The organism is Nostoc sp. (assembly GCF_036916975.1).
Classification (GTDB): Bacteria; Cyanobacteriota; Cyanobacteriia; order Cyanobacteriales; family Nostocaceae; genus Nostoc.
In genome coordinates this window covers 35,861-60,650 of the sequence record NZ_JBALFF010000032.1, presented here as the reverse complement: position 1 = coordinate 60,650, position 24,790 = coordinate 35,861, and the positions used below count along the sequence as shown (strand labels likewise).

The 24,790-nt window shown below is 40.2% G+C and carries 20 protein-coding genes; 10 read left to right on the top strand and 10 right to left on the bottom strand.

Annotated elements, in window-relative coordinates:
* Nucleotides 1–26: 26 nt before the first annotated feature.
* Together hpnI and V7K73_RS06440 are read left to right on the top strand one after the other, a co-directional pair.
* Nucleotides 27–1,229: a bacteriohopanetetrol glucosamine biosynthesis glycosyltransferase HpnI gene (hpnI, locus tag V7K73_RS06445; protein ID WP_334878209.1), complete on the top strand. Its 1,203-nt coding sequence runs from the start codon at nt 27–29 to the stop codon at nt 1,227–1,229.
* A gap of 739 nt (nt 1,230–1,968) precedes the next feature.
* Nucleotides 1,969–3,690 carry a fasciclin domain-containing protein gene (locus V7K73_RS06440; protein WP_334878207.1) on the top strand — a complete coding sequence of 574 codons (1,722 nt, stop codon included), beginning with the start codon at nt 1,969–1,971 and terminating at the stop codon, nt 3,688–3,690.
* Between the two features lie 83 nt (nt 3,691–3,773).
* Here V7K73_RS06440 and V7K73_RS06435 read toward each other — a convergent pair whose 3' ends face one another.
* A complete protein-coding gene (locus V7K73_RS06435) occupies nt 3,774–4,439 on the bottom strand; it encodes a class I SAM-dependent methyltransferase (protein ID WP_334878205.1) in 666 nt (221 codons plus the stop codon).
* 418 nt (nt 4,440–4,857) lie between these two features.
* Here V7K73_RS06435 and V7K73_RS06430 point away from each other — a divergent pair, with 418 nt between their 5' ends.
* The 3 genes from V7K73_RS06430 to V7K73_RS06420 all read left to right on the top strand — a co-directional run bounded on the left by V7K73_RS06430 (nt 4,858) and on the right by V7K73_RS06420 (nt 6,747).
* Entirely contained in the window at nt 4,858–5,472 is a 615-nt protein-coding gene (locus V7K73_RS06430; RefSeq protein ID WP_334878203.1) for a hypothetical protein, read from the top strand.
* Between the two features lie 227 nt (nt 5,473–5,699).
* Entirely contained in the window at nt 5,700–6,341 is a 642-nt protein-coding gene (locus tag V7K73_RS06425; RefSeq protein ID WP_334878201.1) for a DUF938 domain-containing protein, read from the top strand.
* Between the two features lie 199 nt (nt 6,342–6,540).
* Nucleotides 6,541–6,747 (top strand): hypothetical protein, encoded by a 207-nt coding sequence (locus V7K73_RS06420; RefSeq protein ID WP_334878199.1) that lies wholly within the window; start codon nt 6,541–6,543, stop codon nt 6,745–6,747.
* Between the two features lie 496 nt (nt 6,748–7,243).
* Here V7K73_RS06420 and V7K73_RS06415 read toward each other — a convergent pair whose 3' ends face one another.
* From V7K73_RS06415 to V7K73_RS06405, 3 genes are all read right to left on the bottom strand, one after another.
* Entirely contained in the window at nt 7,244–8,176 is a 933-nt protein-coding gene (locus V7K73_RS06415) for an alpha/beta fold hydrolase (RefSeq protein WP_334878197.1), read from the bottom strand.
* A 19-nt stretch (nt 8,177–8,195) separates the two neighbouring features.
* On the bottom strand, nt 8,196–8,702 hold the full coding sequence (locus V7K73_RS06410; RefSeq protein WP_334878195.1) for a DUF4112 domain-containing protein: 507 nt from the start codon (nt 8,700–8,702) through the stop codon (nt 8,196–8,198).
* A gap of 92 nt (nt 8,703–8,794) precedes the next feature.
* The gene (locus tag V7K73_RS06405) at nt 8,795–9,700 is read right to left on the bottom strand and encodes a YihY/virulence factor BrkB family protein (protein ID WP_334878194.1); all 906 of its coding nucleotides are present in this window, start codon (nt 9,698–9,700) and stop codon (nt 8,795–8,797) included.
* A gap of 144 nt (nt 9,701–9,844) precedes the next feature.
* On the opposite strand from V7K73_RS06405, the gene V7K73_RS06400 reads away from it, so the two are divergent.
* The 3 genes from V7K73_RS06400 (at nt 9,845) to V7K73_RS06390 (ending at nt 13,046) form a co-directional block, all read left to right on the top strand.
* A complete protein-coding gene (locus V7K73_RS06400; RefSeq protein WP_334878193.1) occupies nt 9,845–10,300 on the top strand; it encodes a hypothetical protein in 456 nt (151 codons plus the stop codon).
* 239 nt (nt 10,301–10,539) lie between these two features.
* On the top strand, nt 10,540–10,845 hold the full coding sequence (locus V7K73_RS06395) for a hypothetical protein (protein ID WP_334878191.1): 306 nt from the start codon (nt 10,540–10,542) through the stop codon (nt 10,843–10,845).
* Complete coding sequence (locus V7K73_RS06390) at nt 10,839–13,046, top strand: GNAT family N-acetyltransferase (RefSeq protein ID WP_334878189.1); 2,208 nt, start codon at nt 10,839–10,841, stop codon at nt 13,044–13,046. Before V7K73_RS06395 ends, V7K73_RS06390 begins: the two co-directional genes overlap by 7 nt.
* Nucleotides 13,047–13,269: 223 nt before the next feature.
* On the opposite strand, the gene V7K73_RS06385 is transcribed toward V7K73_RS06390, so the two are convergent.
* The 4 genes from V7K73_RS06385 to V7K73_RS06370 form a co-directional block, all read right to left on the bottom strand.
* The gene (locus V7K73_RS06385) at nt 13,270–15,744 is read right to left on the bottom strand and encodes a two-component system response regulator (RefSeq protein ID WP_334878187.1); all 2,475 of its coding nucleotides are present in this window, start codon (nt 15,742–15,744) and stop codon (nt 13,270–13,272) included.
* 21 nt (nt 15,745–15,765) lie between these two features.
* On the bottom strand, nt 15,766–16,803 hold the full coding sequence (locus V7K73_RS06380) for a sensor histidine kinase (RefSeq protein ID WP_334878185.1): 1,038 nt from the start codon (nt 16,801–16,803) through the stop codon (nt 15,766–15,768).
* A 357-nt stretch (nt 16,804–17,160) separates the two neighbouring features.
* Nucleotides 17,161–17,589 (bottom strand): response regulator, encoded by a 429-nt coding sequence (locus V7K73_RS06375; RefSeq protein ID WP_334878183.1) that lies wholly within the window; start codon nt 17,587–17,589, stop codon nt 17,161–17,163.
* Between the two features lie 16 nt (nt 17,590–17,605).
* Nucleotides 17,606–19,099, bottom strand: a complete 1,494-nt coding sequence (locus tag V7K73_RS06370) for a sensor histidine kinase (protein WP_334878181.1) — start codon at nt 19,097–19,099, stop codon at nt 17,606–17,608.
* Nucleotides 19,100–20,033: 934 nt separating this feature from the next.
* Between V7K73_RS06370 and V7K73_RS06365 the strand changes: the two genes are divergently transcribed.
* Nucleotides 20,034–21,257 carry a tetratricopeptide repeat protein gene (locus V7K73_RS06365; protein ID WP_334878179.1) on the top strand — a complete coding sequence of 408 codons (1,224 nt, stop codon included), beginning with the start codon at nt 20,034–20,036 and terminating at the stop codon, nt 21,255–21,257.
* A 497-nt stretch (nt 21,258–21,754) separates the two neighbouring features.
* Complete coding sequence (locus V7K73_RS06360; protein WP_334878323.1) at nt 21,755–22,513, top strand: Uma2 family endonuclease; 759 nt, start codon at nt 21,755–21,757, stop codon at nt 22,511–22,513.
* Here V7K73_RS06360 and V7K73_RS06355 read toward each other — a convergent pair.
* Both V7K73_RS06355 and V7K73_RS06350 read right to left on the bottom strand, forming a co-directional pair.
* The gene (locus V7K73_RS06355; protein WP_334878177.1) at nt 22,510–23,091 is read right to left on the bottom strand and encodes a Uma2 family endonuclease; all 582 of its coding nucleotides are present in this window, start codon (nt 23,089–23,091) and stop codon (nt 22,510–22,512) included. The two genes, V7K73_RS06360 and V7K73_RS06355, sit on opposite strands and share 4 nt — an antisense overlap.
* A gap of 48 nt (nt 23,092–23,139) precedes the next feature.
* Entirely contained in the window at nt 23,140–24,720 is a 1,581-nt protein-coding gene (locus V7K73_RS06350; protein ID WP_334878175.1) for a DHA2 family efflux MFS transporter permease subunit, read from the bottom strand.
* Between the last annotated feature and the right edge of the window lie 70 nt (nt 24,721–24,790).

Genomic DNA, 24,790 nt, shown 5'->3' with positions numbered 1-24,790 from the left:
TCATCTAATTTAGTAATTCATCGGCCATGCTTGCATCTACTTTTTTAACAAATATTCACATGATTATTATTGATTTTTTTATAATTTTGTGCATAACATCTGTTTTGTTTTATTGCTGTGCTATTTATGCAGCAATCACTTTTTTTGGTGTTCCCCAGCCAATTGATCGAGAATTTCATCCACCTGTTAGTATCCTGAAACCTATTTGTGGGCTTGATAGTGATAGTTATGAAAACCTAGCCTCATTTTGTCAGCAGGATTATCCAAAGTATCAAATCATTTTTGGTGTACGAAATTCTCAAGACCCTTGCATAGAGGTTGTAGAGAAAATCATCCACAATTTTTCAGATTTGGATATTTTGTTGATTGTAAGCGATCGCCTCATCGGTACAAACCTGAAAGTTAGCAACTTGGCAAATGCCGCAGACAAAGCTAAATACGAAATTCTAGTCCTTGCTGATAGTGACATCCGAGTTGGAAGTGACTATTTGCAAAGAGTTATCCAGCCATTGCAAGACAAAAGCGTGGGTGTAGTTACTTGTATGTATCGATCGTTAACTCAAGGATGGATATCAACATTAGAGGCTATTACTACTACTACTGAGTTTCATGCTGGGGTTTTAGTCAGCAACATCCCGGCAAATGGTATAAAATACGCCTTTGGTTCCACCATTGTCATCCCGAAAAAAGTACTAGAAGCTATTGGTGGATTTGAAGCGATCGCTGATTATCTAGCAGATGATTTCCAACTTGGCTATCTACCTGTGCAAGCAGGTTACAAGGTTGTGCTTTCCGACTACATAGTTGAACACGTACAGATAAGCAACAATTTAGCTCAGGTCATCAAACGCCAGATTCGTTGGGCGCGTTGTAAAAGAGTTTCTCGTCCTTGGGGTTATCTAGGACTAATTTTTACCTATGGTGTCGTCACCAGCTTGCTGCTGCTGATTGCCACCGATGGTTCAATACTGGGATGGGTAGCATTATGTATCTGTTGGGTAACAAGATTAGTGATGGCTTGGGTCGTTGGTACTATTAGTTTGAAAGATCCAACAGTCAAAAAATTTCTCTGGCTCGTTCCTGGGTGCGACTTGTTAAGCTTTGCTATTTGGTGTTTTGGCTTTATTGGTAACAATATAGAGTGGCGGGGGCAACAACTGAAGCTAACTAAAGATGGAAAGCTACTAGTACCAGAAGACAGAAGTTATGAATTATCAATTATTAATTAAAATTTTGATTGGTAGAGTAGCACATCTATGATTGGTGTCAACTTAAGGTTAAATCCAGAGTATAACACAATACGCTTGGGTTAAGCATAATTGTAGGTTACGATAAAACCAGCTAAGTCGGAATTGGCAGCCCGATAGAAATTAGCATCAAATACGTCGTTGATATTTAGAGACATATCACTAAGCCCCTTTGATTTAAGTGTTTATACTATTGATGTTGTGATTTTTCCATAAAAGGGAAACATGCTGTCAATGCAGAAAACTGCAACATTATTTTCTTTAATTCCAAAATTTTTGATTGCGATCGCTAATTTTCAATCAAATATTTAAAATTTTACCATCACAGACAACTATCTAAAGAGTGAAACTTCTTCATCGAAATCCAGCCATTAGTTAGTTGTATAATTTTACTTAAAGATTAATAATTTAATACAGTATATCGCCAGGACAAATTTTATTTCTTAAATGTTGCTAAAGATAATGATGCATGTTGCTTGACGGCATTAACCCTCTTCTGCAATTATAAAGAGACGGCTATTAAAAGCTAATTATACTAGTGCTTGGCTGCGATTTTATTATTTATAAAATCGCCTACTTGCATGTAAGCATCTTTATTTTTGCAAGATATCATATAGCACAATATCCTTGCTTATGTTTATTAGTGTTATATGCGGTTCTTCAAGAACCAAATAGGAATTTTGTACTATGTGTGGTGAACATTTAGATAGAGGATATTTCCATGTTTAGTTTTTTTCGTTGGCCATCAGCAAGGGTTTCTTTAGTAGTTTTGGGAATGACAGCTGCAACAATAACTCCTATCGTAATTTCTACCCCAGCTTTATCTCAAAATACTGTTCCATCTACGACACCATCGCCTGCAACACAATCACCTGACACCCAATCACCTACAACACCATCGCCTACTTCAACAGTCAACTTGACTGATGTTTCGTCAGATTATTGGGCGCGTCCCTTCATTCAAGCCCTAGCTGACAATAACGTGATCGCTGGCTTTCCTGATGGCAGCTTTAGGCCAAATCAAGGCGTGACTCGTGCTGAGTTTGCCGCTTTAATTCAAAAAGCTTTCCCTAACCAAAATCGAGTTCGGCAATTAAGCGCAGGTGGATTTAAGGATGTTACTGCTGGCTATTGGGCGGCTTCTGCAATTCAGAACGCCTACGAAACTGGATTTTTAGCAGGTTATCCTGGGAACGTGTTTAGACCAAATGAACAAATACCGAAGGTACAGGCGCTCGTTGCTGTAAGCAATGGTTTGGGTTTAACTGCTAACAGCACTGGAACCAGTAGCGATCTTAGCACTTACTACACCGATGCCTCAGCTATCCCGAACTATGCTGTTGCTAGTGTGACAGCAGCAACACAATCTAATATTGTTGTTAATTATCCAGATTTAAAACAACTCAATCCGCAACAGCCCCTGACTCGTGCTGAAGCTGCGGCACTCTTATATCAAGCTTTGGCTAAAACCGGAAGAGTGCAACCCATTGCAAGCAATCTTCCAGCTAGTCAATATATTGTCGGTGGAACTAAAACCGCTACAGATATTGTTTCTCTTACTGCATCCAGTAGTTCTTTTACCACTCTGACTTCTTTATTAAGGACATCAGGTTTAGCAGATATTCTTCAACAGGCTGGTCCTTATACAGTATTCGCTCCCACCGATCAAGCATTTGCTGCTTTACCTGCTGCAACCTTACAGCAGTTACAGCAACCAGAAAACAGAGATGCATTGATTAAGATTTTGTCATACCATGTCGTTCCAGGTGCAGTCACTTCTAGTCAACTGTCGGCTGGAGACTTGAAAACCTCTGAACAAAGCCCTGTAAATATTAAAATCGATCGCTCTAGTAATCAACTCACGGTGAATAATGCCAGAGTTATCCAGGCGGATGTGAAAGCTAGCAATGGTGTTATCTATGCAATTAATCAAGTCCTCGTCCCGCCTGATGTTAACATTAGTCAGTTAAATCAACCAGGAACAGGAACCACAAATGCTACAACACCTCAGGTAAAGCCAGGTAGAACTACTCTTGGTGGCCCTAGCTATATAGGAGTTGCTGGTAACATTGGTTTGATTGGCAACGATGCAGCTCTGAGCGATGGTAACTTTGCAGTGATCAGCAAAGTTGGTCTGACACGCAATATATCAGTGCGACCATCGGTGATATTTGGGGATAATACACTGTTTATGGTTCCCTTGACTTTGGATTTTTCTCCCCGCACAGCAGGTTCGGTGGGCGCAAGAAGCCTTGCTATATCTCCTTATCTGGGTGCTGGTGTAGCAATTGAAGCTAATGCTAATACTGATATTGGATTACTGCTAACTGGTGGTGTAGACCTTCCTGTTGGTTCTCGATTTACGGTGACAGGTGCTGTAAATGCTGCTTTTCTGGATGACACTGATGTAGGGCTACTATTTGGAGTTGGCTACAACTTCTAAGTAAATAAAAGTAAAACATGCATTAAGGTAGCACATCTGTGCTACCTTAGTGTATTAAAAAAAATTGAGACAGCTATAGTGTATTAAGGTCGCTTGATGGCTAAAGTAAGCCCATCAGCGATGGGGACAAGGGAGAGCGTTACCCGTTCGTCATGATATAACTTCTCGTTGAGCGCCCGGATAGCTTGGGTGCTTTCATCTTGATTTTGCAAGTCAGCAACTTGTCCTGACCACAAAACATTATCAATAGCAATCAATCCACCTGGACGCAGTAATTGCAGCGATCGCTCATAATATCCATCATAATTTTCTTTATCAGCATCAATAAAAGCAAAATCAAATGTCTCGGCTTGCCCAGTTGCCAACAAGTGATCTAAAGTTTCTAAACCTGGTGCTAATCGTAGATCGATTTTATCGGCAACCCCGGCTTCTTGCCAATACCGCCGGGCGATCGCAGTAAATTCTTCACTCACATCAGCAGCGATTATCTTCCCATCAGCCGGTAGTGCTAAAGCTACAGAAAGTGAGCTATAACCCGTAAATACACCAACTTCAAGGGTTTTCTTCGCTCCAATGAGTTGCACCAAAAGTCTCATAAACTGCCCTTGTTCTGGTGAAATCTGCATTGTGCTTCTGGGATGGCTGGCGGTTTCTTGGCGCAACTTCAAAAGAATCTCCGGCTCCCGCAGCGAAACGGATAAAAGGTAATTATAGAGTTGAGGATCGAGACCTATAGACTGTTTTGGCATAGTAGATGAGAGAATTGAAAGAATCTACAGTTATACTATCGCCCAAGAATCGTTTATCAGGAATACCCAGTCAAACCAATTCGCAATTCGCAATTCGCAATTCGCAATTCGCAATTCGCAATTCGCAATTAATGCCCCAGGATTTATCCGGTAGCTCTGAACCAAGCAAAGTTTAAAATTTATCTATCCATAAATGAATTTAGTTGCTCTGTACCATTAAGGAATAATTGGTCAGCAAAGAATTTACTAGTAACATTTTTTGCTTATAATTATAGCCGTAACTTGAGTGAGTATCTAAGGGACAAAGCTTTTGGGCAGTATATAATACCACTTCGCAGTGAACAATAAGTGATATTAATTGTTGAATCAAAGGAAAGCTGACTTGAGTTTTGTATTTATTTAGTCATAGCCAAAATTTATGAATCGACCTCGAATTATTCAACCTGGTCAAAGTTATACATTTAGTAAATATTTTGAACTACCTTTTTCTCCAGGGGATATTCTAGCTGAATTGGGTTGTAACTACGAACGTGAACGGTTAGAATTACCGCGATCGCTATCTATCCCCAATCAAGTCCCAGAATTGCAGCGAACCATTGAACGGAATCTCCGACGTGTCAAACTACTGAGTGAAGATGCACGTAAGCAAGCAATTATCGCACCCATACTACTAGAAGTTTGTGAAATCACGCAAACCCAATTGAATATTGAGTATCCCATTAGCGTCAGCGACCAACTCAAAGGTAACTTAGATTACTACATTGATAAAGGTAAGGGATTGTTAGTGATTGAAGCTAAACAAGCAGACTTAAGTAGGGGTTTTATACAATTAGCAGTAGAATTAATTGCACTAGATCAATGGATAAATTCAGATACACCAATTCTTTATGGAGCAGTAACTACTGGTGAGGATTGGCGATTTGCTACTTATAAACGCCAAGAAAAACAGATAACTGAAGACTTCAAATTATATCGAGTCCCAGAAGAATTAACTGAATTAATTAATATTTTGGTTGGCATACTAAGCAATTAAACCTGGATGTAAAAATTCTAAAACTACTAAATCTCATTTTTGGTTGTGTAAACAAATTCTGGCATAATTAGATAAGTTTTGATTAGAGGTAAAAATCGAGGGCAGCAAACTCAAAGAGGAAATTATTGAAGTCAAAAACAAGTATGTAGAGTTCTTTGTTTGAGATGAAAGTGAGATGCATTGTTTCATATTCATATTCATATTAATTATAAAATATAAGGATACAGATGACAGCACAAGACGCACGACAATATGCACCAGCAACCGAGCGTAACCGTGAACCAATTCTAGAAGTACTTTTACAAGAGTTGCCGAAGAGTGGCACTATTTTAGAAATAGCAAGCGGTACTGGTGAACACGCAGTCTTTTTTGCGTCCCGGCTGAGGGATTTTCTGTGGCTACCAACAGATGTAAATCCACAATTACGAGCGAGTATTATTGCATGGACTGAACACAATGTATGTGATAACATTTATGCACCCCAATATCTTGATGTAAGAGAACCAGTTTGGGCAGTGGAGAATGGTGAATTTGATTGGCTCTCTAGGAAGCCAATTGTTGCCATCGTCAACATCAATATGATTCACATTTCACCTTGGTCAGCCTGTCTGGGCTTAATGGCAGGGGCAGGTCGTATTTTAAAAGCAGGAGGTATCCTCTATTTGTATGGCCCATTCAAACAAGGAGGAGAACATACAGCATCGAGTAATGCAGCTTTTGACGAATATTTACAAGCCGAAAACCAACAGTGGGGTGTGCGTAACTTGGATGATGTTGTAGCAGTAGCTAACGCACAAAATCTCACCTTGAAACAGATTTACCAAATGCCAGCAAATAATCTTTCAGTAGTGTTTCAACGTTACGCATAGTGAATCAGGGCTATTTCATTCTATTTTTACGGCAGTTTTTAGGAATCTTTTTCAGAAAAATAAGAATTTAAACGCGATTTAAGTTGAGAACCGTAGTTTTTGCCCTCACCCTAAATCCCTCTCCCAAGTCTGGGAGAGGGACTTTGATAAACGTCACATTTTAGAATGAAATAGCCCTGCGATTAGCCAAGCACCTGCTATGGAAATATGGTTATCCACCAGAAAAGCAAGAGAAGCCGATGGTGCTGCAACAGGTGAGCAATTTGGAAATTTAAAAACCTGCCAAAATGGCAACCTGATTCTAATTAACCAAGTTAAATTGTACAAAGATAAACGACTTCAAGGGTTTTGTTATCAGGGACTACCACGTAAAAATTCCTTTTGGAAAACACTATCTACTAAGTGATTTGCAAAAACAAAAAACTATCTCTACCAATTATTTGCAGAGTATTTTTCTCAGCAGATAAATATTAATAATCAGGTAGGCATAATTAAATATAAGATTAAACCTCACCCTCAATCCCTCTCCTTAATAAGGAGAGGGAAGCCGGATTGAGGGTGAGGTTTTATATTTAATTTGACCCACTTACTTAATCAGGTTTGACATTTGCTGCAACAGGAATATTAAATGCGTATGGGCGTTGTTGTTGAAGTACGCATTAGCCCCAAATAAGGGCAACGTCCGTATACATTCCTGTTCACTTCAGCAGCAAATGGCTGAGTGGGAGTTTGAAAGCTGACTGATATGCTTCCTCCCACTCTCTTTTTATTTAATTCGTAATTCCTACCTCGGCAACGCTTGGTAACCTAATTCATAATTCGTAATATTGTTGGAACAAACGCGCCAAATTGTGAGGGAATTTTATATATTTGGGATGCCCTCATCAAAAAATGAACTATCTTTAGAAATGAGTCTCTCGTAAAAACTCAATAATCGCTGCATTCAACACTTCAAAAGCACCAGTTGAGGCATCATGATAGCAGTTAGACAAAATTTGTAATTTAGAATTGGGGATATGCTGATGCAATTTTTCACCATGACTAACAGGAAACCAACTATCTCGCTCACCCCACAAAACTAGTGTAGGACACTTAATTGCACTCAGGTTATTTTGAATTTTGGTAAGCATATTTGGCTTATTTTCTTGCCAATTCTCAATTTCTCGCGCTGCTATTTGTAACTCTTCGGCGACTTTTGCAACTGTACCAGGTAGCTCAATAAACGGGTAAGTTATCCAATAAACATCTTCCTGTGTCAAAATTGATGGATCAAATAATACTCTACGTCTTTCTATCGCCATAATTTCTCTAAATAGAGGCGCAAACAAATATGCCAGACGCAAAGAATCAATTGTTTGTATTATTTCCAAGGGCGTTTGGGCAAGTAACCACATAACCCAATGGGGTAGACGTTCGGCAAAAATAGGTACGTTTACGACTACAAGTCGCCCGATTAACTGCGGATTTTGTTGAGCAAGGGCAAGGGCAACCAATCCCCCCAGAGATTCAGCCACAATCACTGCGGGTTCATCGCATAATGCCTCAATAACTCTTTTAAATTCAATAACTTGATGACCGTTGTCTTCTCTACGAGACAATGGTTTTTCGGAAAAACCAAAACATTTGGCATCAAAACAAATTACCCGAAAATGTTTAGATAATGGTGCTATACTATGGCGCCAATTATAGCTCCAACTACCCATACCATGTAATAAAATTAGCGGTTTACCTCTACCTATTTCGCCATAAGCAATTTGTACAGGATACCCTTTAGCATCAGTAATAATTAGACTTTGCCGCCCTTTAGGAAAAGTAGCTTGCCACCAATCTTTCATTCGATTATCAATAAATAATTTAACCGCCAGTTAAGGCATTCCACAGCATTCTAACTAGTATCACTGGTAATGCTACTAAAACAATCGCAATCAGCAACAATCCTACCAAAACGCCAAAGATAAACCACCTGTCTGCACTCTTTTGCTGGCTAGGAAACTTTAAGTAATCTTCTAATAGCTTGATATTATAAGTGTTAGCTGTCCAGGCAAAATCAAAAAAGTCTCCCAAAATTGGGACAGCGCCTACTAAGCCATCAACGATCACATTTAGAACCATTTTGCTTAAAGTAGCTCTAGATACACCCAGCCGCGCTGCTTCTAGGATGATGTAGCTAGAAAACATGACTCCCAAAAAATCACCACCAATAGGTATAAGTCCTACAATTGGATCTAGACCAACACCAATCTTCGTACCAGGAATGGTAATAACATTATCTAGCAGCCGACTTAACTGACGCAAGCGCTTCAAGGTGGGTGCTTTGGCATCAGGTTCAATCATCGAAAATCGAAAAGGAGAATCAGGCATGAAGGCGATCGCTAAGTTTGTCTTGAATCGTTAGACATTTTACTCCCCTACTCAACTTTTGCAAAAAATTTCTCAGGGATTTATAACGATATTTACAATTTAATATTTTTCACGAGATTCTGACTGTGCTTTTGGCGCATATCTTCGCCGACAGTCACGTTCAACTGATCGCCGATTAACAGAACCGCAGCACTCATCGACAGCCAAAGCATTAAAACTATCACAGCCCCTACTGCGCCATAGACTTTATTATAATTGCCAAAATTCGCCACATAAAGCCGAAATAGAGCAGATAATATCGCCCAGAAAACAGCTGCTAAAATTGCTCCAGGCATCATTGGCGTGCCTGAGTTCCACTGGCTTGGACCATAGCGATAGACAAAGCTAAAGGCGATAGCAACAATACTTAAAGCTAAAGGCCAACGTAAAAGCTGCCAAAGATGCAACAAGAAAATCAAAGAACCATTTCCGCGCACTACCATTTCCAGCAGTAGATCGCTAGTAAACACTAAGAAAGAAGCCAACACTAAAAGCAACATTGTCCCAACTGTCAACGCAATAGAGATGAGCTTGGCTTTCCAAAAGGGACGGATGTTTTCTGAAGGAATTTGATGGATTTGGTCGAAGGCAGTCATCGCGGTACTCACCGCCCCAGAAGCAGTCCAAATTGCTAATACAAAGCTCAGAGAAAATAAACTACTGTTTTTGGAGTTAGTAATTTCTGTAGTGGCAAAATTACGTATCAAGTCGAGAGCTTGTTCTGGTAGGACTTGACTAAGTTGTGCCGCCAACTGTTTAAAGGTAGCTTGTAAAGATTCTGCCAATAAGCCAATGGCTGTGACTACAGCAAGTATTGCCGGAAACAGCGATAACATAGCATTGAAAGCAATTTCCGAGGCGAGTCCAAAAAGTCGTCTTTCGATTGTCCTAGCAAAAGTTTTTTTGAGCGTGCGCCAATTGAGGTGGCGAAAGAAGCGGAAAAAACGAGGCTTTGGCATGACTTAGAGTTAAAACTAGTTAGCTTTATTAACTACTGTGCCAAATTTTGCGTAGCGATCGCATTTATCTTTTTACCGCAATAATACCTAGTAGGGAGTAGGGGAGGGACGGGAAGAAAACAAATGACAAATGACAAATTATTTATGAATCAAGATTTAACACAACAGTGGTTGACAGAAATCCAGACACTCAAAGAGCAGATGGCGGCACTTCAGAGCGATCGCAATGCTGGTTGGGAAAGCGCCCAAAAATGGCGTCAGCTTTACAACACAGAAGCAGAACAACGGCGCACAGATGCCCAATTGTCCCAACAGGCGATCGCATCTCTCAAGGCAGATTTGCATAAACTCTCTTGTCTTGAGATCGAGACACGGGCTGCTGAAACACCAGTAACAGCGATCCAACAAGAAATTGAACAACTAAAATCTATAGAGGAATTGCAAGCTAAACTCATCGCCCTAATCAAAGAACGCGATCGCCTCTTGCAAGCTTTGAAAACTGAGCAGGATAACCACGCTCAAACCCGCAATAGCCTTACTACTGCCTTGGGTGATGCTATTGATAGCTTGACACAGGAACGAGCCAAAGGTGCTATATAAGCAGGACTTACGCAAAAACTCTCTCAAACTCTTATTCCTCTGTGTTCTCTGCGTCCTCTGCGGTTCGTTTTTTGGTCATTTTGCGTAAGTCCTAATAAGGTTGAGCTACTTATCGCTCAACGACTAAAGCTTAGTTTTCAGTGTAATTGCGGTTCTCGATAATTTAAGCGGCGTGAAAAGCTAGGAGCATTAACAAAGTAGTGTTTATGCTTTCACTTTACTCAAAGCGTCATTAATCAATGTCCTTATCTGGAGAACCACCTGTTGAATCTTACCAGCCACCGTCGGGTTACTCATTACGGCGTGGCACTTTACAAGATATCCAATCGTACAACTTCAATGCTTCATTTTGGATTGTTGCTATAGCTTTCTTGTTGCTAGTTATTAGCATCCGTTTACTTCTGGAAGCTTGGCTAAATAAATTATCTATCATTCATAAAGCCTATTTGTTTGAATATGGAAAATTACCAGATAATATCTTTTTTGAAGATTTGCAATATATTATCCCATCATTAAAAAAGTTAATTGGTCGTTTATCTTGGTAATAGTATCTGCAATTATTACTGCATTTTTAATTGTAGTTACACTTAAGCATCTAATCCCCAGGTTATTAGCATCACAATCTGCCAATCGTACCGTGTGGGTAGCTGAATATCAACAGCAAATTGTTGGATGGGCAATATTTTTACAACGCTCGAACTACACTATACTTTCTCCACTTTATATTACTTCACAACACCGATCGCGGGGTGTTGGTTCATATCTACTCTGGAGTTGTTTAAATAATATTGGGCAACCAGTCTATCTTATCTGTGTTCCTCAACTGCAATCTTTTTACGCTAAATTTGGCTTTGTTGCGCTTCTCAAAGAGCAAGTGCCTAAAGAACTGCGGTTTTCTAAAATACCCTGTATGGGTTTATTGGGGAAACCAATACCTATCAAAAACGAGCCATCAACTAATGTATTACCATCTGGGATTTTAATTCGCCCATTCCAAAATTTAGAAGAACAATTCCATTTTTACACAACCTTTTGGCACAGAAAGCAATTTAGAAACTCTCGACTTTATGTTTTTAGCTTAATCGCCTTCGTATCAAGCAGTGCTTTTGTTTTATTGAGCGTAATTTTTGGCAGTCTCAGAGCAATATTTGGCAAAACATGGTTAGCTAACTTTGATTTTTATTTTTTGGGTATTCAATTTTTAGGAATTACTATAGCTGCCTGGTTGTATTTAGAACTGATGATTTTGATGTGGTTTTCTGTCAGATGGCAAGAGTGGATTATTGAACAAAATGGTCGTGCGATCGGCTATATTCACTTTTCTCAACAAGCAGAGTGTTCTATACTATACAATTTGTATGTTGAACCACAGGAGCAGGTAGACAATTTTAGTAAGTTGTTGTTAGCTCGTCTCAGCCGCCAAATAGCACTACCTTTATACTTCAATTGCCCACCTCAAAATAGGCAGTTTTATTGTGGATTGGGTTTTACACCAGTTAATCGCAATAGACTACCGTTTGAATTAAAAATTATCCAACTGACTAATCCAATACCTCTTAAACTTACACAGCAGGCAGCTAAAAACTTAATTACACAACTGCCTCAAATCATAGACTTAATTAATTCTCATTACAGTGTGTCATCAACTAATCATCAAAAAACAAAAGTTAAAACACTACGTAATATCAAGAAAATTTTGATTCAAATTGTAGCCGAGCTACTTATAGCATTCATGATTGCGCCAGTCTTCCGACTACCTCAAATGTATGCTGAACTCAAGCAACAAAGTCAAATAGCAAATCCTAGTAATAAACAGGTTGGGAAAACTTTATTAGGGCAAGAACAGATCCGCGTATTAGCGATCGCATCCGATAATCAAACCCTAATTAGTGGTAACGAAAACGAAACTATCACAATTTGGAATTTGAGCAATCAAAGCCTGGAAAAAACTATCAGCTTGCCTTCTGGCTCTGGTAAAATTCAATCTTTGGTAGTGAGTCCAGACAAAGAAACTTTAGTTATTGGAACATCAAAAGGTATAATTCAAGCATGGAATTATAAAAATGGCACAATTAAAAAAATCCTTTCTCCTGGTCACTTGGGAAATATCATAGCATTAAGAATTAGTTCTGATGGTCAAAAGTTAGTTAGTGGGAGTTGGAATGATCCAGTGGTAAAAGTTTGGGATTTACACCTGGGTAAACTTCAACACACTCTTAATACTGGTGGTAATAATGTTCTGTCTTTAGCTATTAGTCAAGATAGTAAAACTATCTATATCGGCTTATTTAGCACGCTCCAGATTTGGCATTTAGAGCGTCAATTTTTTGTAGATAAACTAGCTGCTAATTCTGCTGAAATCGATGCGATCGCTGTTAGTACAGATGGCAAATTATTAGTAACTGGTGGAACAGATCGTCTAATAACTCAAGGTGAGATTCCGAGCAATATTTGGATGGTAAAAGTTTGGGATGCTCAGACATTTAAACTATTAAAAGCATTACAAGGGTATTCTAGTTCAATATACAAATTAATTCTCACCCCCGATGCTAAAACAGTTATTCTTGATAGTTGTTGTGAAGCCCATTTTTGGGACTGGATAAATAATAAAGACATTACAGATATTCATGGACTAGTTCGTAATACTGTACTCAGCCCTAACAGCAAAATTATTGTCAGTGTTGCGTCTGATGGCAAAACAATCACAATCACAGATTTAGACACTTTGAAGATGTTGCGATCGTGAGCATACTAAAAACCTCTCTCATTTAACTGCTGTCCGTGGGTTGAAGTCCCCCGGTTCAATAAAAAAAAGCAAGTAATGCGATTGGGGTTAAATCCCCATTACAAAACAAAATTTACGTACAGCCCAAAAGGCCATGAAAACCGAGGAGCGTGCCAGAGGCTCTATTACGAATTACGAATTACGAATTAAAATGGGATATTTTTTTATTTTGAACTCCCTAACGCTATCCTTGTCTTGGCTGAATGCCAGATGCAATTAATGTCTCTATCGACTTGCTCTCCAGGGGTTGGGAGAACAAATATCCCTGTGCGTACTTGCATTTCATGGCTCTAAGTAGTGCCAGTTGCTCTACAGTTTCTACGCCCTCTGCGATTACATCTATATTTAGACTCTGGGCTAGGGTGATGATCGCTTGGACAATTTCCAAGTTTTCTCCGTTAGCACCAATTTTAGTAACAAAAGAACGATCAATCTTCAAGGCATTACTTGGAAAGCGGTGCAGGTAACTCAAGGATGAATAGCCTATGCCAAAATCATCTAAGTGTAATTGGATATTCATCTGTTGCAGTTGCAAAAGCATAAAAGCTGCTGATTGAATATTTTCCATCAGTACGCTTTCGGTTATTTCCAGCTTTAAATTATTACCTTCCAGACCAGTCTCTTGCATAATTTGGGTAATTTTCTCAATTAGCCCGGGCTGTGAGAACTGTTTAGTAGAAAGATTTACACTGATTGTCAAAGGTGGGTCACTAGGAAATTGTATTTGCCAAGCCCGCATCTGGCGACAAGCTTCGCTAAGTACCCAATAACCAATAGGGATAATCAACCCAGTTTCTTCTGCTAGTGGAATAAAGTTGTTTGGAGGAACTAATCCCTGTTGTGGGTGCTGCCAGCGAACAAGAGCCTCAAAACCAATAATTTTGTAAGTTTCTAACAACACAATTGGCTGGTAGTAAACCTGAAACTCTTGGCGTTCAACTGCCCGCCGTAAATCCATCTCTAACTCTAATAATTTTGTTATTTGCCTGTACATGGTTGAGTCAAATATCTCATGGCGTGCCTTACCCAATGTCTTAGCGCGATACATTGCAATGTCAGCATCGCGCAGGAGTTCTTCTGGATGGTTGTAACTACCCCTATTTAGGGCGATGCCAATGCTGACGGTGGTAAATACCTCATATCCACTGAGTTTGAAGGCAGATGTCAGAGCTTCGTGTATCCGCTCCACTACGCCAGTTACGTCATTGATGTTGTTGAGATCCTCAAGCAAAATTGTAAACTCATCTCCCCCTAGACGGGCAACTGTGTCTCCAGCACGCACGCAGTTCTCCAGTCTGCGAGCAAGGGCAGTTAGTAGTTGATCGCCAATCATGTGGCCGAGACTGTCGTTGACAACTTTGAAGCGATCTAGGTCTAGAAACAGAACAGCAAATGTATATTCCGCACGTCGTTTTGTCAGCATTAACGACCGTTCTAGCCGTTCCATAAATAAAGCGCGGTTTGGCAGACCGGTCAGGACATCGTGAAAAGCTTCATAAATTAATTGCGCTTCTGCAAGTTTTAGAGCAGTTATGTTGCGAGAAATACTCAAAACAAAACATACTGAGCCGTCGCTAGCCAATTCAGGAACAAGACGGGTATGGTAATGTTTTGTTTCTTGAGCGATCGCTAAACTGCATTCAAACTCGGTTTCTTGCTTAGTTTGAAAAACTTGCCCAAGCTTGCGATCGCATATCCGGCAAAATTCTTCTGGCATATTTAACTCTACGTTTGTTTTGCCAATAAATCTTTCGGCTGATATTGCTGTAACCTTTTCAATAACTGGATTAACATAAACGTAGCGCAATTGAGTGTTAAATCTGGAAATAATATCAGGTGCATTTTCAACTAGTGCTTTGAATTCTTGCTGGCGACGCGCTAGTGCCTCCAATATCTGCTTACGCTCAGTGATATCCTGAAAAACGCAAACTGCACCTGTGATGTTACCGTTGTCATCTTTAATTGCTGCGACGCTATCATCAATTGGGATTTCTCTACCGTTTTTAGTAATAAGTATTGTCTGCTCTGGTAAACCGGCAGGGAGGCCAGACTGAAGAACTTGCCTGATCGGACTTTCAATCATTATCCGAGTTTCTTCATGAGCTATATTAAATATTTCTGTTGCTTCTTTACCAAGCGCATCAGAATAATTCCAACCCGTCAGTTCCTCTGCCATCGGGTTCATAAAAGTTACAGTTCCAGATTCGTCACTAGTAATTACAGCATCTCCAATACTTTTAAGTACAGCAGTCAGCCATTGTTCGTTCTGTTTTAATTTTTTTTCAGTTCGATGTTTGGAAAGCGTGATTTCAATAGTGAACTTTAATTCCTTTTCTTTGAAAGGCTTGAGAATGTAGCCAAACGGTTCTGTATTTTTTGCTCGGTTCAATGTTGATTCATCTGCATTAGCAGTAAGATATATTACTGGAATTTTAAAAATATTATAAATTATCTCAGCAGCCTCCACACCGTCCATCTTTCCTTTGAGGTGAATATCCATTAGAACTAAATCTATAGAATTATCTGCTGCTTTTTTGATTGCTTCTTCTCCCGAATCGGCAAGCCCCAAAACAGTGTAACCAAATTTTCGTAGCCGACTTTGTATATCCATTGCTACGATCATTTCATCTTCAACAATTAATATATTTGCTGGATGCATGATTTCGTTAAACTTATAAGTTTAGACTTTTTTAGTCGGGAATATAATTTTATACTCTACTCCGTTATAACTGATAAAATTGATATTGCCTTGTAGCTGATGTGTTAGACCTTTAACTAATCGCAAACCTAATGATTCTGTAGCTTTAAAGTCAAAATCTTCGGCAAACCCGATCCCATTATCACTGATAGTAAGTGTCAAAAAATTTGCTTCTATGGAGCAAATGTCAATACAAATTTCTCCCGGTTTTCTTTGGGGAAAGGCATGTTTTAAGGAATTTGAAATAAGTTCATTGATAATCAAGCCGCAAGGAATAGCCGCATCAATAGCTAGAAAAACCTCCTCAACGTTCATTTTTAAGGTAATATCGCTGGAATTAACGTTGTATGAATAAAATAAATTAGTTACTAAATCTTGGATATAGTCAGCAAAATTAATTTTTGCCAAGTCTTGAGATTGATATAGTTTTTCGTGGATCAAAGCCATTGATTCAATCCGGTTCTGGCTATCTTTAAATACCTCAAGGGCTTGATTGTCCTTGAGATACTCTGCTTGCAAGTTGAGCAGACTAGAAATAATCTGCAAATTATTTTTTACTCGGTGATGAATTTCTTTTAATAGCACCTCTTTTTCTTGAAGCGATGCTTTAATCTGCTCCTCTGCTTGTTTACGCTCTCGCCTCACTAGTGCCTCACGCAACTCGCGGGCAACAGCAGGGATAAGTCGTGCTAAATTGCCTTTAATGATGTAGTCATGGGCGCCACCTTTCATAGCAGCTACTGCGGTATCTTCACCAATAGTGCCTGATACAATAATAAATGGCAAGTCAAGTCCACTTTCCTTAACTTGCTTCAATGCAGCAGGGGCGCTAAAGGCGGGCATGGAATAATCGCAGATGACGATATCCCATGTTTGCCGTGCGATCGCAGCTTTCATGGCTGTGGGTGTATCAATCCGTTCAAAGTTTACTTGATAGCCACCACGTTGCAGTTCACGCAGCATCAACAAAGCGTCATCTTCTGAATCCTCAACAAGTAATACGCGCAGTGGTATACCCATGTAATTCGTAATTCGTAATTCGTAATTCGTAATTCGTAAATTTTGAAAGTCAGCTTTGTATCTATAACCTGATTTTGGAGGATTGCTAAGGAGGCAGGAGGCTCAGTTGGCAACCACTTTTAAAAACGTGGGATTGATCTTCGATCGCCACTTGAGAGTAGTTGCTTCAAGTGGGGAAACCGCAAGGGCGCACTGCCTCCTTTCTTTTATGCCGGAAAACCCTTCCACCGCAGTGGCTTTGCTTTGTATCTCGTAGCACTTGAGCCTCGATACAATTCTTCTTTTCAATTGGGCAATAACCCACAACTAAAGTGTTCATACTTCTTTCTCCCAGCAAGAACTGCCCCCTTTGGTAAGCTATACCCTTGGTGGTGATTCGTTTAAAACAAACCAGTACAACCCTAGTTGGCGAACTGCTTCGCTGAATTGGGAAAAATTTACTGGTTTGCGAACATAGCTGTTAGCACCCAAGCTGTAACCATTGATTAAGTCTTGCTCCTCTTTGGACGAGGTGAGAATGACGACGGGAAGGATTCTTGTCCTGTCGTCGGTTCGCAGGTGTCGCAAAACTTCCAAACCATCCATCTTAGGCAACTTTAAATCTAGGAGGATGAGATTTGGCATAACGTTCATGTCGCGATCGGCGTACACACCTTTACCAAAGAGATAATCTAGGGCTTCTACCCCATCGCGTGCCACTACTACCTCGTTCATAATATTGTTTTTCTTGAGTGCGCGTAGGGTTAGCGCTTCATCGTCAGGATTATCTTCTACAAGTAAAATCATGTTGTATCTCCTATAGTTAAAGGGTGAAGTAAAATGTTGCGCCATGCTCTACTGCACTTTCGGCCCAGACACGGCCACCATGACGGTGAATAATTCGCTGCACAGTAGCTAGTCCGATACCAGTACCTTCAAATTCAGTCATGGCGTGCAGGCGCTGAAAAGCACCAAAGAGTTTCTCAACATAGGCCATATCGAAGCCAGTGCCATCATCACGGACAAAATACACATGGGTGTTATCTTGTTGCAAAAGCCCAAATTCTATACGTGCTTTTGGATTTTTTCCTGTAAACTTCCACGCATTACCCAGCAGGTTTTCTAGCACGATCCGTAAAAGATGAGTATCACCATTGGCAAACAATCCCGGTGTAATGACAAACTCTACTTGGCGTTCTGGTTGGGTTTTGTGCAACTCTGTAGCGATCGCCTCTACCAGTGCGCTCAGATCCACCTTTTCGTAACGCATCTCACTACGCGTCAGTCGTGACAGATTCAGTAAATCGTCGATCAATTGTGCCATTCGCTGGGTAGCTGCACGCACTCGCTGGAGGTAGTTTTGACCTAGTGCGTCGAGGTTATCAGCATAATCTTCTAGTAGCGCTTGGCTAAAGCCGTCGATACTCCGCAAGGGGGCCCGCAGATCGTGAGACACTGAATAACTAAATGCTTCCATCTCTTTATTAGTGGCTTCGAGTTGTGCTGTGCGTTCTGCAACTCGCCCCTCAAGCTCAACGTTCAAACGCAAAATCTCTGACTCTGCCCTTTTACGCTCATTAATTTCAGTTTGCAATTCTTCGTTAATGCTTCTCAGTTCGGCAGTGCGTTTGCTAACTTCTATTTCTAACTCATCACGAGCCTTTTGCAGAAAATTTTCCATCCGCTTGCGTTTTACAAGTTCCTGATTGGTAATTATCGCTGCTAAACCGACGATCGCAGAAGCGATAACGCTACCAAAAATAGTCAAGAAAGTTGTTTGATGAGCGCTGGCGTTCGCCTTTATTGACCGCTGTTTCAACAACTCATTCTCTTCGTTCTCCATACCTGTAGTCAGCATTCGGATATCCTGCATGATCTGGTAACCCTGATCTGTCTGAACTATTTGCAGCGCGGACTCTAAATTTTTACTTCTGGCGTTAATCCCCTGTTCCATCAAAACTAGTTTTTTGCCAACCAGGGGTTCAAGGCGATCGAGCCGTCGTTGTTGATTGGGGTTATCCGCAGTCAATTGGCGCAGAGCCTTAATTTTTTGACTAATCTCACCAGTTGCAGTCCGATAGGGTTCTAGATACTCTTCTTTGCCCGTGAGAAGATAGCCCCGTTGTCCAGTCTCTGCATCTTTGATCTGTGACATTACTTCTTTAGTCTTTTCCAGCACCTCGCGTGTATGTGTAACCCATTGAGCGTTTTCTTTATACTGAAGCAAACTAAGATACGAGACTACGCCAACACCAGTCATAATTGCGACTGCTATTACAAAACTGCCAGTATTCTTTTTGTAAATAGCCCATTCCATTTTTTACCTTCCTAGTTGAAAAAGTAGCTGCTGACTAAATTGGTAAAAACGGTGAGCCAGCTCTGTAGACGGGTAACACTCATTAGTGCAGCGTTTAGCAACCTTAGAAAGTCCGTACCCCTAAAGCTTGCTACGCGTTAGCATCTTTCGTACCCCACAGAAGGAGAAGGGTGACTAGCAGTCCGAGTCCAAGTGGCTATATCTTCGTTCCACCAAATAAGACCTATGAAACAATTGGCTTGCTGAATAAGAAATACCGATATAGAGACGCGATATATCGCGTCTCTACCTCTTAATTCATACTCTAAATCTAGTCTGACAATTCAGGTAATCTGGAAAACCTCACTTCTATTTCTCTCTTCCTTTGAGGAGGAGCCACTGCGCCCTTCGGGCTTTGCCCGATAGCCAAGCATGTGGCGTACTTTGAATTTTCCCCCTTAGAGCCTCGGTAAGGGGTTAGGTGAATCGTTAGCTTTTCCACATAATCTGAAAACTCAGAAATCTAGTAATGCCAAAAGTTTTTTACGGTACTACTCGTCATAGTCGTTCTAACTGATACCAACTTTGTTAACTTCTAGAGCAAATTAGCTCTAATAAAGGATATCTATAATTAGTTAATTATTGGGAGCGTATATTTCCTGACTCATAGGAAGACAAATAATAAATTCTATTAAATTATTCAGTATATCCCTCAGCCATTTTCAAGACATTCTCGCTTGCATAAATTATGTAAATCTGCTATCAGATTCAGCAATTACACTTAAAAAGCTTTGCTGAAATTAGCTTTAACTTGATCGATTAAATACATAGAATAGAATTGATATATACATAAAGTAGTATCAGTAAGGCTTCGGATTTGCTGGAATAAGATAGAAATAATAGGGCATGGGGATAATTAACTCATACAACTAACTCAAGGCAAGGTAAAGTACCCATGAGGCGCTTAATTGTGATTGTTACTGCTGCTATCCTCTTTAGCAGTTCTTTGACGCTGGCACAGACTAAAAAGCCTAAACCACTGGATGAATTTCCTCCTAATCCTTTAGAAATTACCACACCCGATCCACTGCTACCACGTTCGTCTAAGGATAAACAGCCGTTAATCCAAGAACAGCAAAATTTAGAACCAGCGCTGGATGCGTTAAATCAAGAAGCAGCAGCGAAACTGCAAGCAGGAGATCAGGTGGCGGCGTTTGAAATTTGGAACCGGGAACTTCGTTTGCGGCGTTTTTTAGGTTCATTAGCAGAGGTGCAAGCACTATCACGAGTCGGGGCGATCGCTTGGAAGCAAAATAATGGGCAGGAAGTACAATATATTACGCTGCGATTGCAAGCAATTCAAAAGCAGGCACAATCTCAGAAAACAACTGCCCCAATTGATCTAGAATTGTGGCGATCGCTAGGTCAAGCTTATCAAAATGTGCGATCGCCTAAACTAGCTGTGGAAGCTTACGACCAAGTTTTGTTAGTCGTGCGACAGCAAAAAGATACAACAGCACTAGTAGAAACCCTCAAGATAATTGGAGAGGTGCATTTGAGTTGGTTTGATTATGTCAAAGCTGCGCCAATCTACGAGGAATTATTGAGTTTAGCGACATCCCAAGGCGTTCGTGTAAACGAGGTAACATATCTGCGACAACTAGCTGAAATTTACGAGCAAACAAACCAACCGCAGCAATCATTGAATGTGCTTAATAAACTAGTAGAAATATCCGTTAGTGAAAATAATCTTACTGAAATACCACAATTAAAGCTAGCGATCGCTTCAAATTACGAATCTCTAGCAAAGAAAGCTCCTAACTTACTGCTAGAAGCTTTTAAAAATTATCAAGAAGCTTATACCACTGCTTGGCAATTAAAGGAATATGTTCGGGCTGGTGAAGCTTTGCAGAAGTTAATTGCGCTGTACCATTCTCAAGGACAAACAGACGAGGCTTTGCAGGCTAGCCAAATTCTTGTGGAGACAGAGACGCAAGCCACCAACTTTTACGGGCTGATGCAAGCTTATGACCAAATTGGGCAATTGTATCTAGAACGCAAAGAATTTCCTCAAGCACTAACAGCTTTTCAAAAAGGGTTAGAATTAGCGCAACAACTCAAATATCAGGAAGCATACTTTGCTGGGCAAATTCAAAAAGTCTCAAAAGCAAATTTGTAGGCAATCAGGACTTACGCACAGGTAACGGAAAATCGAACCACAGAGACGCAGAGGACACGGAGGAATAAGAGTTTGAGAGGTTTTTTGCGTAAGTACTAGGCAATAAGTAAGTGGGTAGGCAAGATAAAACCAAACTATGTAACGAAAAGTAAAATCTCTGTATTTGGCTCGTAGTTGCGCTTTAGCGCTAAAGCGCAACTACGAGCGAGTGATAATTATTTGCGCCCAGTTACTTAAGTGGGTCAAATTAAATATAGCGCTTCTCGTTTATGTGAGGTACATCGGTAGGGGCATGGCAGTGCCAGACCCCTACTTAGGCATCAAGTACCAAATGTAGGGGCAATTCATGAATTGCCCCTAGAGTAAATCAGGGCTTTCACTGCCTTGAAAGCGTAAGTCCTAGAAATATAATCTTGGTTTCCCTCGTTGACTTGCCCCTAAATTTATGGGGATTAAAAATTATTGAATTTTGACTTTTGAATTCGGAGCGAAGCGACGTGATTTCCCTATCAACATTAACTTTACCCGATCACACCGACTTACCAGACTCAGATGGTACATTTGTGAAAAATCTTCAGGAGCATCCGCAAAGTATCTTAATTACAGATTCAATTAAACCAGTTCTAGAACAACGCCATCCTGACGGTCAATATTGTATTGGACAAGATTCTGGTATCTACTGGCGATTGACAGAACCTCCTGAAAAAGGCGCTGAAGCACCCGATTGGTTTTATGTACCGAATGTACCACCAACTCTGAATGGTAAAATGCGGCGTTCTTATGTGCTGTGGAAAGAGTATGTTGCACCGTTAATTGTGATTGAATTTGTTTCTGGAGATGGTTCACAAGAGCGAGATAACACACCCCCATCTCAAGGGGAAGGTGGGAATGTTGGTAAATTTTGGGTTTATGAGCAGGCGATTCGAGTCCCTTATTATGGGATTTATGAAGTGGCAAAAGCTCAGATTGAGGTGTATCACCTAATCGATTTTACCTATCAACTGATGCAACCCAATGAACGGGGACATTACCCAATTGCTCCTTTAGGGGTAGAATTGGGAATCTGGCAGGGATTTTATCAGAATGCAGAGTTACCTTGGTTGCGCTGGTGGGATGCACAAGGAAATTTATTGCTAACGGGTGAAGAACGGGCGGAAGTTGAACGACAAAAGCGGGAGAAAATTGTAGAGAAATTGCGTACTCTTTCTGTTGAACAACTCAATGCTTTAGGAATTGATCCAGAAATGTTGGATTAAGAAATATTTTCGTCTACTAATATTACATCTTCGTATATTTCTGCGATCGCACACAGAAAATCAACGCTAGCTAAATGCACTTCTTGCTCTTTTTCATAAGGGTAAAGTACCCACTGTCCTACATCATTGCGGCGGAAGGATTCGACACTCATTCGGTCTGGTGAAATTAGCACATATTCTTGTAGTGATTCTAAGTGTCGGTAACTAGCAAATTTCTTGCCTCTGTCATACCCTTCTGTTGACTCAGAAAGCACTTCGATAATTAAGCAAGGATGAGATTTAAAATATTCAGATTCTTTATCTCGTGTATCACAAGTCACCATTACATCAGGATAAAAATAGCGATTTATCAGATCAATTTGTGCTTTCATGTCTAACATGTAGACACGGCAACCACTACCCCGGAGATGGTTTCGTAACAGCATTGATACATTCATGCTAACTGTGACATGAGCATCACTTGCCCCTGCCATTGCATAGACTTGCCCATCAATATACTCGTGTTTGATTTCACTAAATTTCTCGCCTTCTAAATATTCTTCTGGAGAGATATAGTACTCACTTTGGCTAATGACCATTTTAGTACTTTAGTAGTTTTACCAAACATTGTAACCCATAGAACACATTTAATGAGCGACAGCCCCACCAGTTGGCTTCACCTTTTTGAGGAATAAAATAGCAAGCCCACTGACTAATAAAGCAATACCAATAAAGTAGAAACAATCGTTAAAAGCCATTACAAATGCTTCCCGGCGGACTATATTAGATATGGATGCGATCGCTTGATTTTGTGCTGTACTTAAATCTGCTCCTTTACTGACAAAATACTGCGTCATTTGGTCAATTCGCTGTTGAGTTTCTGGGTTATATAAAGACACTGTATCACCCAATCTATTCGAGTGAAATTGCTCTCTATTAGTTAACAATGTTGCTAAAGATGCAATTCCGATAGAACCGCCCAGATTCCGCATCATATTAAATAAACCACTTGCAGAACCTGCTTCTTTCGGACTTAATCCACCAGTGGCGATAGAACTAAGCGGTACCATAATTAGGGGTTGTCCCATTGCACGGACAATTTGCGACCACCGTAATTGATCTAATCCTGTTTCATTAGTCATTCCAGAGTTCATAAATGCACTGATGGAAAACAAAGTCACACCAACAGCTACTATTAACCGCACATCAATGCGTTGCATCAATTTGGGGATAAGGGGAATAATAAACAGTTGGGGAATACCAGCCCAAATTAATACTTGACCAATTTGCAGTGCATTGTATTGTTGAATTTGGGCAAGATACAACGGTAAAATATAAATTGAACCATACAACCCTACCCCCAACGACACATTCACAATACTGGCTAAACCAAAGTTACGTCTAGACAAAAGTCGTAGATTAATAAATGGTTGCTTTCGAGTTAATTCTATAAAGAAAAATATCGCCAAAAAAATTACCGCAATTACACTTAAGCGTACAATCAATGCTGAACCAAACCAATCTTTGCGGCTACCTTCTTCTAAAACAACTTGCAGGGAAGCTAACCCAATAGCCATCGCAATAATTCCCCACCAATCACCTTGTTTCAGTAAATTAATTTGGGGCTTTTCTTGCTTAATTCCATACCAAACACCAGCTAGCATTAATGCCCCTGGAATTACATTTATATAAAAGTTGTATTCCCAACCAAAGTTTTCTGTTAACCAACCTCCTAATGTTGGGCCAATTGAAGGTGCAAAAACTGCACTAAACCCAAATGCAGCCAGTCCAACTGATTGCTTAGATTGGGGTAAAGTCGTTAATACAACTGTCATAGCGGTGGGAATTAATACTCCTCCGCTAAAACCTTGTAAGGCGCGAAAGAAAATCATGGAATTGAGATCCCACGACCAAGCACAGCATATAGAAAAGAAAATAAATAGTGCAGTATTTACTACCAAATAACGCTGTAAAGAAAACACCCGTGATAACCATCCTGTTAGAGGAATTACCACAATTTCTGCCACGAGATACGCTGTAGAAATCCAAGAACCTTCTTCTAGGGTTGCTCCTAAACTTGCTTGAATATCTTGCAGCGATGCATTAGTTATTTGAATATCCAATACCGCCATAAATGCACCAAGCATACTGGCTAATACACCAATCCAGGTTCTTAGCGGTACAGTCTCTGGTGGTGCTTGCTGACGAATTACCCCTGCATTAGCCATAGTCTTTTTCCTGTTTCAAAGTTAACTTTTAAAAAATTTCTTATTAAATCTTAATTTTCTCTCTGCACAG

Excerpts from the sequence above, each read along its gene's own strand:
- hpnI (WP_334878209.1), top strand. The coding sequence starts at position 27 with ATGCTTGCATCTACTTTTTTAACAAATATTCACATGATTATTATTGAT.
- V7K73_RS06440 (WP_334878207.1), top strand. The coding sequence starts at position 1,969 with ATGTTTAGTTTTTTTCGTTGGCCATCAGCAAGGGTTTCTTTAGTAGTT.
- V7K73_RS06435 (WP_334878205.1), bottom strand. The coding sequence starts at position 4,439 with ATGCCAAAACAGTCTATAGGTCTCGATCCTCAACTCTATAATTACCTT.
- V7K73_RS06430 (WP_334878203.1), top strand. The coding sequence starts at position 4,858 with ATGAATCGACCTCGAATTATTCAACCTGGTCAAAGTTATACATTTAGT.
- V7K73_RS06425 (WP_334878201.1), top strand. The coding sequence starts at position 5,700 with ATGACAGCACAAGACGCACGACAATATGCACCAGCAACCGAGCGTAAC.
- V7K73_RS06420 (WP_334878199.1), top strand. The coding sequence starts at position 6,541 with ATGGAAATATGGTTATCCACCAGAAAAGCAAGAGAAGCCGATGGTGCT.
- V7K73_RS06415 (WP_334878197.1), bottom strand. The coding sequence starts at position 8,176 with ATGAAAGATTGGTGGCAAGCTACTTTTCCTAAAGGGCGGCAAAGTCTA.
- V7K73_RS06410 (WP_334878195.1), bottom strand. The coding sequence starts at position 8,702 with ATGCCTGATTCTCCTTTTCGATTTTCGATGATTGAACCTGATGCCAAA.
- V7K73_RS06405 (WP_334878194.1), bottom strand. The coding sequence starts at position 9,700 with ATGCCAAAGCCTCGTTTTTTCCGCTTCTTTCGCCACCTCAATTGGCGC.
- V7K73_RS06400 (WP_334878193.1), top strand. The coding sequence starts at position 9,845 with ATGAATCAAGATTTAACACAACAGTGGTTGACAGAAATCCAGACACTC.
- V7K73_RS06395 (WP_334878191.1), top strand. The coding sequence starts at position 10,540 with ATGTCCTTATCTGGAGAACCACCTGTTGAATCTTACCAGCCACCGTCG.
- V7K73_RS06385 (WP_334878187.1), bottom strand. The coding sequence starts at position 15,744 with ATGCATCCAGCAAATATATTAATTGTTGAAGATGAAATGATCGTAGCA.
- V7K73_RS06380 (WP_334878185.1), bottom strand. The coding sequence starts at position 16,803 with ATGGGTATACCACTGCGCGTATTACTTGTTGAGGATTCAGAAGATGAC.
- V7K73_RS06375 (WP_334878183.1), bottom strand. The coding sequence starts at position 17,589 with ATGATTTTACTTGTAGAAGATAATCCTGACGATGAAGCGCTAACCCTA.
- V7K73_RS06370 (WP_334878181.1), bottom strand. The coding sequence starts at position 19,099 with ATGGAATGGGCTATTTACAAAAAGAATACTGGCAGTTTTGTAATAGCA.
- V7K73_RS06365 (WP_334878179.1), top strand. The coding sequence starts at position 20,034 with ATGAGGCGCTTAATTGTGATTGTTACTGCTGCTATCCTCTTTAGCAGT.
- V7K73_RS06355 (WP_334878177.1), bottom strand. The coding sequence starts at position 23,091 with ATGGTCATTAGCCAAAGTGAGTACTATATCTCTCCAGAAGAATATTTA.
- V7K73_RS06350 (WP_334878175.1), bottom strand. The coding sequence starts at position 24,720 with ATGGCTAATGCAGGGGTAATTCGTCAGCAAGCACCACCAGAGACTGTA.